Genomic DNA, 11,727 nt, shown 5'->3' on the forward strand with positions numbered 1-11,727 from the left:
GCGCGCCTGCCCTCCCAAACCGGGGCGTACCTGCGCTGCGCCCCACCCCGGGGGGGCCCCCCCCCCCGGGGGGGCGGGGCCCCGCCCGGTGCATGGTGGGGGGTGAGCTTCCCGGGGGCTCCGCCCCCGAACCCCCGGATGACCAGCAGGCTCCGCCGCTGCCCGCCACCTCTTCCCCGCCGCGACGGTGAGGACCCGCACGGTGGTGGTCGGCGGTGCCGAACTGGCCGTGCCACGCGACGGGTTGCACGAGGGTGGAGGCGGCTTTGAGGGGAAGCGCGCAGCCCGAGACCGCGGGGGTGCCGGTGATCGCTACGTGCGTCAGCGCGCTCCGGCGGCTTCTCTTCCCCGCCGCGACGGTGAGGACCCGCACGGTGGTGGTCGGCGGTGCCGAACTGGCCGTGCCACGCGACGGGTCACACGACGGCGAGGTGGTCCCGAGACAACGCGCAGCCCGAGACCGCGGGGGTGCCCGGTGATCGCCACAGCGTCTGCGCGGTGCCGAACTGGCCGCGCCACGCGGGCGGTGGTACCACGGCGGGGTGGCCCCGGGGCGGAGGGCGAGCCCAAGACCAGTGGGGGCACCCGGTGAGCGCTACAGCGTAAGCGTGGCGAAGGATGCGCCCAACAGCGCCGCGCCCAACAGGCCCATCGTCCAGCCCGTGCGGCGCAGGCCGAGGCCGCCCGCGACGATCAGGGACGTGAGGAGGAGCGAGCCGCCGAACGGGACCCAGGCGTGGAGGATGCCCGCGGCACCCGTGCGGACGGCCCGGTCCGTGCCCGGCTTGAGGGCCACCGGAACCCGGTCGCCCGTCCCGTCCGTGACCGCCTTGTCGACCCGCACCCGGCCATGGGTCTCCCCACCCGCGCGGGCCGGAGCGAAGGAGCCGGTGCACCATTCGTCGCCGCAGTCGGAGACCGTGACGGTGCCGCGCTCAAGCCCCTTGGTGAGCATCGTCGGCTTGGCGTCATCCCAGGACGACCACACCCCGGCGATCAGAATCAGCAACGCGACAAGCCCCATCGCCACGTTCTTCGCCAGCAACAGAAGCCCGTACGCGCTCTCGCCCGCCCGCCGCGTACGGCTGCGCTTGGTCACACCGGTGGAAGCCATGGCGGCGATCCTTGCCATCCCCGGGCGCCCGGTCAACCTTCCGCCGAACAAACGGGCGAACGGCGTTTTTCAGGAGTTGTACGTCCCCTGCGCCCGCTCCAGCCCGTCCGCGATCAGCGTCTCCACCGCATCCGCCGCACGGTCCACGAAGTAGTCCAACTCCTTGCGCTCCGCAGCGGAAAAGTCCTTCAGCACAAACGCCGCGACATCCATCCGGCCCGGCGGACGGCCGATCCCGAAGCGCACCCGGCAGTAGTCCGCGCCCAGCGACTTGGTGATCGACTTCAGTCCATTGTGGCCATTGTCACCCCCGCCGACCTTCAATCGCAGCGCGCCGTAATCGATGTCCAATTCGTCATGGACCGCCACGACATGACCGACCGGCACCTTGTAGAAGTCGCGCAGCGCGGTCACCGGACCGCCCGACAGGTTCATGAAGGACATCGGCTTGGCCACCACGACCCGGCGGCTCAACGGCCCCGGCGGACCCACCCGGCCCTCGACGACCTGCGCCCGCGACTTATGCGCCTTGAAACGGGCACCCATCCGCTCGGCCAGCAGATCGGCCACCATGAAGCCGACATTGTGGCGGTTGCCCGCATACTCGCCCCCGGGATTGCCGAGGCCCACCACAAGCCAAGGGCTCGCGTCGTCCGTCATCTGGATGTCTCTCCTTGAGGACGGCCGCCGCCCCGCCACAGGGGCGGGACGGCGGCCGGAAAAGCGAACGGGAGCAGCCGAAGACTACGCCTCGGCGCCCTCGCCCTCGGCGCCCTCCTCGGCCGGAGCCTCGGCCTGGGCGGCGACCACCTGCAGCACGGCCGCGTCCTCCTCGACGGCCAGCGTGGTGCCCGCCGGAAGCGCGATGTCCTTGGCGTGGATGGTGGCACCCGCGTCCAGGCCCGCGATGGAGACGGTGACCGACTCCGGGATGTGGGTCGCCTCGGTCTCGACCGGCAGAGCATTCAGCAGGTGCTCGAGCAGGTTGCCACCCGGGGCCAGGTCGCCCTCGGTGAGGATCGGCACCTCCACGGTGACCTTCTCGCCCTTCTGCACCAGCAGCAGGTCGACATGCTCCAGAACGCCGATCTTGATCGGGTGACGCTGCACGGCCTTCGGGATGACCAGCTCGTCCTTGCCGCCCTCGACCTTCAGCCGGAGCAGAACGTTCGGGGTCTTCAGCGCCATCAGCAGGTCATGCGCCGGAAGCGTGACATGCAGCGGGTCGACGCCGTGGCCGTAGACCACGCCGGGAACGCGGTCGGCCGCACGGGTACGCCGGGCCGCACCCTTGCCGAACTCGGTACGGGGCTGAGCGGAGATCTTGACCTCGGCCATGGGGCACTCCTCGTAGATCGTTTACGGTGTGTGGGCGTCACCCGGCCCACGACAGACCTTGCTACGAAGAGCGCGTCGATAACGGACAGCCGCGATAAGACGCGGCCTCCCTCGCCGAGCAACCCAACAATTCTACCAACGGTTGAGGCCACCCCCGTACGGGAGTGGCCTCCAGACCCGGTCCGAGCAGGTTAAGCCGCTCACGCCTGCTCCTCGAACAGGCTGGTCACCGAGCCATCCTCGAAGACCTCCTGCACCGCGCGAGCAATCGTCGGAGCCATCGACAGCACCGTCACCTTGTCCAGCTCCACCTCGCTCGGAGTCGGCAGCGTATTGGTGAACACGAACTCACTGACCTTCGAGTTCTTCAGCCGGTCCGCCGCCGGACCCGACAGCACACCATGCGTGGCCGTCACGATCACGTCCTCCGCACCATTCGCGAACAGCGCATCCGCCGCCGCACAGATCGTGCCACCCGTGTCGATCATGTCGTCGACCAGCACACACACCCGGCCCCGCACATCACCGACCACCTCATGCACCGTGACCTGATTGGCCACATCCGGATCCCGCCGCTTGTGCACGATCGCCAGCGGCGCGCCCAGCCGGTCGCACCAGCGGTCCGCCACCCGCACCCGGCCGGCGTCCGGCGACACCACGGTCAGCTTGGACCTGTCGACCTTCGCACCCACATAGTCCGCGAGCACCGGCAGCGCGAAGAGATGGTCCACCGGACCGTCGAAGAAGCCCTGGATCTGGTCCGTGTGCAGATCGACCGTGAGAATCCGGTCGGCACCCGCCGTCTTCAGCATGTCCGCGATCAGCCGCGCCGAGATGGGCTCACGGCCACGGTGCTTCTTGTCCTGACGGGCATAGCCGTAGAACGGAACGATCACCGTGATCGAGCGCGCGGAGGCCCGCTTCAGCGCATCGACCATGATGAGCTGCTCCATGATCCACTTATTGATCGGAGTCGTGTGGCTCTGGATCAAAAAGCAGTCGGCACCGCGCGCGGACTCCTGGAAGCGTACGTAGATCTCGCCGTTGGCGAAGTCGAATGCCTTGGTCGGGACCAAGCTGACGCCCAGCTCATGGGCGACCTCCTCGGCCAGCTCGGGGTGGGCGCGGCCGGAGAAGAGCATCAGCTTCTTCTCGCCGGTCGTCTTGATCCCGGTCACAACAAGTCTCCTTGGATGTCGCTTTGGTGCACTTCTCACCGTACGCCCCGCACGACGTACCTGTGCACATGTCACTGCTGGCCCTCGTCCTCCCGACGAGCGGCCTCGGCGGCCCGTGCCGCGGCACTTCCGGGGCGCTTGCGGGCGACCCAGCCCTCGATGTTCCGCTGCTGTCCGCGTGCGACGGCGAGCGAGCCCGGGGGCACATCCTTGGTGATGACCGATCCGGCGGCGGTGTAAGCGCCGTCCCCGATCGTGACGGGAGCCACAAGCATGTTGTCGGCCCCGGTCCGGCAGTGGCTGCCGATGGTGGTGTGGTGCTTGTTCACACCGTCGTAGTTCACGAAGACGCTCGCCGCACCGATATTGGTCTGCTCACCGATCGTCGCGTCGCCCACATACGACAGATGCGGCACCTTGGTGCCCTCGCCGATCGTGGCGTTCTTCATCTCCACGTACGTACCCGCCTTGGCCTTCGCACCCAGCCGGGTCCCCGGACGCAGATACGCGTACGGCCCCACACTCGCCCCCGCGCCGACCTCCGCGCCGTCCGCGACCGTGAACGCCACCACCGCGCCCGCACCGACCGTGGTGTCGGTGAGCCGGGAATTCGGCCCCACCTCGGCATTCGCGGCCAGATGGGTCGCCCCCAGCAGCTGGGTGCCGGGGTGCACCAGCGCATCCGGCTCGAAGGTGGCCGTCACATCGATCCAGGTGGTGGCCGGATCGACGACCGTCACCCCGCTCAGCATCGCGCGCTCCAGCAGCCGGTCGTTCAGCAGCCGGCGCGCCTGCGCCAGCTGCACACGGTTGTTGATTCCGACGATCTCCCGGTGATCCGCCGCCACGCAGGCACCCACCCGGTGCCCGGCCTCGCGCAGAATGCCGAGCACATCGGTGAGGTACTCCTCACCCTGGCTGTTGTCGGTGCGCACCTTGCCGAGGGCGTCGGTGAGCAACTGGGCGTCGAAGGCGAAGACCCCGGAGTTGATCTCACGGATCGCGCGCTGCGTGTCGGTCGCGTCCTTGTGCTCCACGATCGCGGTGACGGCGCCGCTCGCGTCGTCCCGCACGATCCGGCCATAACCGGTGGCGTCGGGGACATCGGCGGTCAGCACGGTCACGGCGTTCCCGTCGCCGGAGTGCGCCGCGGCGAGCTGCTGGAGCGTCTCGCCGGTCAGCAGCGGCGTGTCACCACAGACGACGATCACGGTGCCGTCGAGGGCGACCCCGCTGTCGGACAGCTCCTCCAGACCCATCCGGACGGCGTGCCCGGTGCCGTTCTGCTCGTGCTGGACGGCGGTGTGCACCTCGGCGTCGATCTCGGCCAGATGCGCGGAGACCTGCTCCCGGGCGTGGCCGACCACGACGACGAGATGCTCGGGCGAGAGCTCACGGGAGGCGGCTACGACGTGCCCGACGAGGGAGCGGCCGCAGAGGGCGTGCAGAACCTTCGGGGTCGCCGATTTCATGCGGGTGCCCTCACCCGCTGCGAGGACGACGACGGCTGCCGGGCGGTTGGCGCTCACGGGTGTGCCCTTCGGCTTCGGGGGTGGACACCCGCAGGATACCGAGAGGTTTCCGGGCGGAAAGGAAGGAGGGCCCCGAGCCGGACGGTCGGGACCCGGGAAAACGGAATGTAAAGCTCCCCTGCCAGGACTCGAACCTGGAACAAAGCATCCAAAGTGCCACGTGTTGCCGATTACACCACAGGGGATGGTGAAAGTTGCCAAATCGGACAACCTGCTAGATCGTCGACCTGGCCCCCACCACTATGCCGTACCACCAGCCTTCGATGCGACGGTATAGGTCAGCCCCTTTGAGGGTGCGGATCACGAGACATCCTCGGTAGTGCTCGCCGACGTTCTTCCGGACGGTCTTTGGGTTGTGCTTCTTCAGGGTGGTCTTCTCGAGGGTGTCGACGTCCACGCCGACCAGGTCCGCCCAGTAGCGTTCCGCGTCGGCCACCTGGGCGGACTCGTGGATCATCACCCGGTAGCGGATGCGCTCCGGCTCGACCCCGAGCAGGCTGAGCCATGCGAGATAGGTCTGGATCATGTCGGGGTCGCTGTTGATGAAGACGACGGTTTCGCTGCGGCGATGGGGCTTGCTCTTGGTGCCCTCGGACCAGTAGAGGCCCACCCCCACCAGGAAGAGCTCCCGGTCCGTCATCTCGCCGACCTCCCTCGCGGCGGCCAGCTTCGTCCGCTGACGCTCGATCTCCCGCTGCCGCAGCGCCGCCTCCCACCCCCGCTTGGCGATCGCCGACGCCTCCTCCCGGGTGCGGGTCGGCCGGTCCGGTTTCGGTAGGTCGCGGACCCAGAGCGAGATGGAGCTCTTGGAGCAGCCGAGCTCCAGCTGGATCCTGTCGTATGTCATCCCCCGCAGCCGCATCTCGCGCGCCTTGGCCCGCAGGTCGTCCTTGGCGTTGGGGCGCTTGGTCCACTCGGGTGGCGGCTCGCCCTCCAGGAGGCGGTTCAGGATGTCGTTGTTGCTCACCTTCAGCCGGTCGCGGATCTGTCTGCGGCTCATCCCCTCTTTCCGTAACGCGATCGCCCGTTCTCTCAGTTCTTCGAACGTGGTCGACCCGTCGAGGAGGCCGCCCATGCTGTCGCCGTCGCGGCGTCGTGGTTCATTCATGGCCACAGGGTCGTCCGACATCCGGACGCGCCGGGTCGAAAACATGGGCGATTCATTCGTTCGAGTTAAATGGGCGATTTTGCCTGATGTTCGAGTCTCTTATGCGCCGCCGTGTCCCCGGGAAAAGCGCTGGCGCCCGGCCGTAGGCTGGTCGCTATGAGTTCGACGGGGGAAGAGGCGACGGGCGCGCGGGGCGTGCCCGTGGGGCCGTGGTGGTGGTCGCGGCGGCGGAGTATGGGGCTCGATGTCCTGCTCGCCGTGGTGTCGGCGGTGGAGTGTGCCGTAGAGGGTGTCTTTTTCGCGCATGATGCCCGGATTCCTGTTGTCGCCGGGGTGCTGATCGGGGTGGTGGTCGGGGCCACGCTGGTGTTGCGGCGGCGCTGGGCGATCGCCGTGGTGCTGATATCGATCGCGATCACGCCTGCCGAGATGGGTCTGCTGCTCGGCGTCGTGTCGTTGTACACGCTGGCCTCGTCCGAGGTGCCGCGCCGGATCACGGCGTTGCTGGCCGGGATGGCGGCGGTGGGGAGTTTCCTCGTCACGGTGATCGGCCTTCGGCGGGACAATCCGCAGAGTGGTCTGGGGACCTCCGTGTGGGAGGCCCCGATGTTCGCCATGGTGCTCACGTTGGGGCTGACCGCTCCGCCGGTGCTGTTGGGGCTGTATGTCCGGGCCCGGCGGCGGCTGGTGGAGAGTCTGCGGGAGCGGGCGGACGGCCTGGAGCGGGAGCTGTCGCTGCTGGCGGAGCGGGCGGAGGAGCGGGCCGAGTGGGCGCGTAATGAGGAGCGGACCCGGATCGCGCGGGAGATGCATGACGTGGTGGCGCACCGGGTGAGCTTGATGGTGGTGCATGCGGCGGCGTTGCAGGCGGTGGCGCTCAAGGATCCTGAGAAGGCGTCGAAGAACGCGGCGTTGGTGGGCGATATGGGGCGGCAGGCGCTGATGGAGTTGCGGCAGATGTTGGGGGTGCTGCGGTCGGAGGATGGTCTGCGGGCTCCGGGTGCGGCTTCGGCTGCCGTCGCTTCGGGGCCGGTGTCCGCTGTCGGGGATCGGGTCGCCGATGCGGCCGGGTCTTCTGTCGATGCCGATGGGTCGTCCACGGATGCTGCCGAGGAGCGGCCGCTGGCGTCGGTGGCGGCCGCGGCTTCGGCGGCTGTGGAGGCCGCGGGGGCGGTGGGGAGGGATGTGGGCGCGTTCGGGGGGCCGCGGCTGGCGGAGCTGGAGGCGCTGGTGGGGCAGTCCCGGGCGGCGGGGATGGCCGTGGAGCTGTCGGTGGAGGGTGAGGAGCGGCGGTATGCGGCTTCGGTGGAGCAGACGGCGTATCGGGTGGTGCAGGAGGCGTTGACCAACGTCCATAAGCATGCTCCGGGCGCGAGTGCCCGGGTTCGGGTGGCGCATCGTTCGGCCGAGATCGCGGTTCAGGTGGAGAACGGGCCGTCGGAGCGGGGTGCGGCGGATGCCGGGCTGCCGAGTGGGGGGAATGGTCTGGTCGGGATGCGGGAGCGGGTTTCGACGCTCGGCGGGGGTTTTGTGTCGGGGGCCACGGAGGCGGGTGGCTTCCGTGTGTCGGCGGTCATTCCGGACGGCACGGATGACACGGATCACACCGACGGCATGGATGAGAAGGATCACACGGACGGCGGGGATCGGCCGGAGGACCGTCCGGTGGATCGCTCCGCGGCCGAGGGGCGCGGCGGGGGCGTGGAGCGGGCGCAGCGCGCCTAGTGCCCGTGGCCGGCCGGATCGCGCGCGGTGCGCGGGTTATGCGCGGGCCAGCCTGGCCGGGAGTGCGCCGGTGACGAGGGTGCTGAGGGCGGCGTCCAGGGTGGGGCCGAGGTACCAGTCTCCGGTGTGGTCGAGGCTGTAGACCCGGCCTTCCGCGTCGATGGTCAGTAGTGCCTGGCCGTCGGATTCTTCGCCCAGTGGGCAGATCTCGGTTTCGAGGGCGTGGCCCAGGTCGCCGAGGGTGCGGGCGAGGTGGAGGCCGTGCAGGGGGTCGATGCGGAAGGGGGTGGGGGCGATTTCGCGGCCCGTGCCGGGTGGCTGGATGTGGAGTCCGCCGAATTCCGCCCATGCCTCGACGGCGGCGGGGAAGACGGTGTGCCGGTGGCCTGCGGGGGAGATGTGGGCGCGCAGGGTGTCGGCCCAGACTTCGGCGCGGTGCATGTCCCAGCGGCCGGGCTGCCAGCCGGCTTCGCGGAGGGCGGCGTCGACGGCGACCGAGAAGCGGGTGACGTCCAGGCGGTCGATGGGTTGTCGGGCCGGGCGTGTCGGCGGTGTCTGCGCCGCGCCCGGGGCCTGTGCTGCTTGGGGTGCCTGATGTGCCTGGTTCATGTGGTCTCACCCACCATCCGTACGCCGAAGTGGGCCAGTAGTGCGGCGCAGGACAGGCAGGGCGGGGCGTAGCTGCCGTGCTGGGGGTCGCCCGCCTCCCGGATCCTGCGGGTGGTGAGTTTGGCCTGTTTGAGGGAGCGGCGGGCCTCACCCTGGGTGAGCGGTTTGCGGGAGGCGCGCTTGGAGCGGCCTGCTTCGACGTTGGCCAGGTGGCGGGAGAGCAGGATCGCCTCGGGGCAGCGGCCGGTGAAACGTTCGCGCTGGCCGCTGGCGAGTGCGTCGAGGAATTCCTGGACCAGTGGGTGGAGTGTCGGCGGCTGTTCGGCCTTGCCTCCGGTGCAGGTCAGCGTCTCGCCGCGGACGGACAGCGCGGCTGCGACGGCGGGCAGGATGCCGTCGCGGCGGCGGTTGAGCGGCGGCGGGCCGGCGTCGGGGTCGACGCTGCTCCATCTCAGCCGGGGGTCGCCGGCCGCGAGGGCGGCGCCGTCGCCGCCTCCGTTGCTCTGCGTGATGTGCATGTGGTGGATCCCTCCCTGTGCAATCCCCCGGTTGCAATGATCAGATTGCCAAATCCGGCGGGCGCTGCGGTAGTCCGGGCCTGAACGACCTGGTGGGGGCGGAGGCCGCCATGAGGGGGGATGGCCGCCCGGTTCGGCCGGTTGCGTCACCGCATAGGCTGTGCCCAGTAGCCAGCATCAGCAGGGGGCAACCGCCATGACGACAGGTCGGCTCGGGCAGCATGCCGCGCCACCGAACACGGCCTACGCCGGGCAGGTCGTGCACTTCCCGGATCCCGTCCGGGCCGCGCGCCACCCCAAGGGCGTCCGAGTGGACGAACACGGCTTTCCGGATTTCTCGCCGTATGCGCGTGCGGCCGCCGAAATCGCCGAGCCTCCGGAGGGGTTCGGCGTCGACGAGCTTCGGCTGACGGACTATGTCTCGGCGAACGCGGCGCTGCACGCCACCGGCCATGAGCTGTGGAACGGGGCGTCGGCGGTGGCCACGCCGCACGGCTGGACCTGGCACCACGTGGTGGGCACCCGCCGGATGGAGCTGGTTCCGGTCGAGGTCAAGGCGCTGCTGCGGCATCACGGTGGGCTCGCGACGGCGCAGGTCGACCAGGAGAAGCGGGGCACTCGCCCGTTGCAGGAGACCCGGCCGATCCATGTGGGCCTGCCGCTGAGGGGCATTTCGGTCACCGAGGAGCAGGTGCTCGGTGTCGAGGAGGACCTGGGCTATCGGCTGCCCGAGTCGTATCGCGCCTTCCTCAAGGCGGCGGGCGGCTGCGCGCCGGTCGGCGCGGCGCTGGACCCGGAGCTGGGGCTGCTGATCGACCAGCCGTTCTTCACGGTGCGCGATGAGGCGGCGGTCAATGACCTCGTCTATATCAACAAGTGTCTGCGGGATCACTTCACCAAGGACTATCTGGGCGTGGGCTTCGTCCAGGGCGGTGTGATCGCGGTCAAGGTGAAGGGTGAGGCGATCGGCTCGGTGTGGTTCTGTGCGTACGACGACGCGCGGGACCGTGACGGCTGGACGGTCCAGGAGCGGGTGGAGCGGCTGTTGCTGCCGTGCGGCGACGACTTCGACGCCTTCCTGCTCCGGCTGGCGGGCAATCCGCCGGAGCTGGAGACCGTGGCGAACCTGATGGTGGACGGTGGATTCGCGTACGCCGTCCCGGTGGAGGGGTGAGCGCGATGGTGACCTTCGCACAGGCGCAGGAGCGCGCGGAACTCTGGATCAACGGCGATGTGCCGGCCTATCAGCAGCGCGAGGCGCGGGTCCGGGAGTTCGACCTTGGCTTTGTGGTCTGGGCCGAGGACCGGGCGGACGGGCCGGTCTCGGGCCGGGGGGCCGAGGGCCCCCGGATAGTGATCGCCCGCGACAGCGGCGAGACGACGCTGTGGCCGGGGCTGCCGGTGGGTGAGGTGATCCGCCGTTACGAAGAGCGGTACGGCACGACCGACGGCTCTCGTGACGAGTCCACCACTGGCCGGCAGGAGCGCATCGACTTGAACGCGACGTCCTTCCTGCTCACTCCGCCGGAGTGGCTGCAGGAGGCGGCGGACGCGATGAGCAGCCGGCCCGAGGGGCGGGCGGACCTTCCCGGGCAGCGGCCGGGGGCGGAGCCGGGCGGGGGTGCGCCCGATGCCTCCGCGCCGGTGCCTTCCCCAACTTCCGCTCCCTCTGCCCCTTCCGTTCCTTCCGCTTCTCCTGCCCCTTCCGCCGCTTCGGCTGCTTCGCCTCCGGAGGACGAGTGGCCGTCGGCCGGTGGGCCCGGAGCCGGGCCCGGGGTGTCGGCACCCCGGATCTCGGGCGAGGACCACTGGCCGTCGGACGGCGGGGCGTCGAGCGCCGCGCCGGGTGCGCCGCCTGTTCCGGGTGCGCCTGTTCCTGGCGGGCCTGCTCCGGGTGCGCCGCAGGGGCGGGGCGGGGCCGTGGACGACTGGCCGTCCGACGGTGTCGCGCGCCCGCTCGCGGCCGGCTCGCAGCAGGACGCCCGGCCCGGCCCCGGTGGGGCGAGCCCGTGGGCCCCGCCCGTGCCGGACGCCGGTACGCCCTTCTCGGGGGGCCAGTCCGGCAACGCGGCCACGCCCGGTGACAGTACGCCGTGGGCCGGTACGGACATCAAGGGCGACGACGACCGCTCGGTCGCCCCGCCCGCCACGGTCTTCGCGCCGCCGCTCGCGGGCTCCGACGACGAGGACACTCCGCCGCCGGGCGTACGGCCCGACGCCAAGACCGAGTTGATGTCCGGCGGCAGCTCGCTGCCGCCCACGGCCATCGCCCCGTCCCTCGACTTCCCGGAGCAGCAGGGCGGCCCCGGTGCCAACCCGGGTGACATCGCGGACGCCGCCACCCGCAAGGCGGGCGGCGATGCGATGCCTACGCCGCCCGGTGCGCCGGGGACGTCCGGTGCCCGGCCGGGTGCGGACTCCACGCCTCCGCCGCCGTCCGGGCCCGGTGCCCCCGGCGCTCCGGCCGGAGGGTATGTACCGACGCAGCTGGTCTCGCAGCTCGGCCCCGACGGCCCCGGTGGCGGCCCGCAGCCGCCCGGCCCTCCTGGTCCGCCCGGTCCTCCCGGCGCGCCTGGTGGGCAGGGTGGTGGGCAGACGCCGCCTG

General features: G+C 70.5%; 10 protein-coding genes, 1 tRNA gene and 1 pseudogene. 3 read left to right on the plus strand and 9 right to left on the minus strand.

Translation table 11 applies throughout. The features are described from left to right. Positions 1-595 precede the first annotated feature (595 nt). From ACFYOY_RS21615 to ACFYOY_RS21645, 7 genes are all read right to left on the minus strand, one after another. Entirely contained in the window at positions 596-1,114 is a 519-nt protein-coding gene (locus ACFYOY_RS21615) for a hypothetical protein (RefSeq protein WP_351886814.1), read from the minus strand. A 69-nt stretch (positions 1,115-1,183) separates the two neighbouring features. Continuing rightward, the gene (gene pth / locus ACFYOY_RS21620; RefSeq protein ID WP_059144719.1) at positions 1,184-1,774 is read right to left on the minus strand and encodes an aminoacyl-tRNA hydrolase; all 591 of its coding nucleotides are present in this window, start codon (positions 1,772-1,774) and stop codon (positions 1,184-1,186) included. An 84-nt stretch (positions 1,775-1,858) separates the two neighbouring features. Beyond that, positions 1,859-2,452, minus strand: coding sequence for a 50S ribosomal protein L25/general stress protein Ctc (locus ACFYOY_RS21625; RefSeq protein WP_351886817.1), 594 nt, complete (start codon positions 2,450-2,452; stop codon positions 1,859-1,861). Between the two features lie 200 nt (positions 2,453-2,652). Then, positions 2,653-3,630, minus strand: a complete 978-nt coding sequence (locus ACFYOY_RS21630; protein ID WP_351886820.1) for a ribose-phosphate diphosphokinase — start codon at positions 3,628-3,630, stop codon at positions 2,653-2,655. A gap of 71 nt (positions 3,631-3,701) precedes the next feature. Continuing rightward, positions 3,702-5,159: a bifunctional UDP-N-acetylglucosamine diphosphorylase/glucosamine-1-phosphate N-acetyltransferase GlmU gene (glmU, locus tag ACFYOY_RS21635; RefSeq protein ID WP_351886823.1), complete on the minus strand. Its 1,458-nt coding sequence runs from the start codon at positions 5,157-5,159 to the stop codon at positions 3,702-3,704. A gap of 116 nt (positions 5,160-5,275) precedes the next feature. Continuing rightward, a tRNA-Gln gene (locus ACFYOY_RS21640) sits at positions 5,276-5,347 on the minus strand. A gap of 29 nt (positions 5,348-5,376) precedes the next feature. Further along, positions 5,377-6,237 carry a hypothetical protein gene (locus ACFYOY_RS21645; RefSeq protein ID WP_351887270.1) on the minus strand — a complete coding sequence of 287 codons (861 nt, stop codon included), beginning with the start codon at positions 6,235-6,237 and terminating at the stop codon, positions 5,377-5,379. 189 nt (positions 6,238-6,426) lie between these two features. On the opposite strand from ACFYOY_RS21645, the gene ACFYOY_RS21650 reads away from it, so the two are divergent. Further along, on the plus strand, positions 6,427-7,995 hold the full coding sequence (locus ACFYOY_RS21650) for a histidine kinase (protein WP_351886826.1): 1,569 nt from the start codon (positions 6,427-6,429) through the stop codon (positions 7,993-7,995). Positions 7,996-8,031: 36 nt separating this feature from the next. Here the strand turns inward: ACFYOY_RS21650 and ACFYOY_RS21655 are convergent, their stop codons facing one another. Further along, on the minus strand, positions 8,032-8,604 hold the full coding sequence (locus tag ACFYOY_RS21655; protein WP_351886829.1) for an SUKH-3 domain-containing protein: 573 nt from the start codon (positions 8,602-8,604) through the stop codon (positions 8,032-8,034). Beyond that, positions 8,601-9,122, minus strand: a complete 522-nt coding sequence (locus ACFYOY_RS21660) for a YwqJ-related putative deaminase (protein WP_208516008.1) — start codon at positions 9,120-9,122, stop codon at positions 8,601-8,603. Before ACFYOY_RS21660 ends, ACFYOY_RS21655 begins: the two co-directional genes overlap by 4 nt. Before the next feature lie 196 nt (positions 9,123-9,318). Between ACFYOY_RS21660 and ACFYOY_RS21665 the strand changes: the two genes are divergently transcribed. After that, the gene (locus ACFYOY_RS21665; protein WP_351886832.1) at positions 9,319-10,296 is read left to right on the plus strand and encodes an SMI1/KNR4 family protein; all 978 of its coding nucleotides are present in this window, start codon (positions 9,319-9,321) and stop codon (positions 10,294-10,296) included. Positions 10,297-10,301: 5 nt separating this feature from the next. Then, a pseudogene (locus tag ACFYOY_RS21670) lies at positions 10,302-11,727 on the plus strand (hypothetical protein); the annotation flags it as partial.

The sequence above is a fragment of the Streptomyces sp. NPDC007875 genome (genome assembly GCF_042868035.1).
Taxonomy (GTDB): domain Bacteria; phylum Actinomycetota; class Actinomycetes; order Streptomycetales; family Streptomycetaceae; genus Streptomyces; species Streptomyces antimycoticus.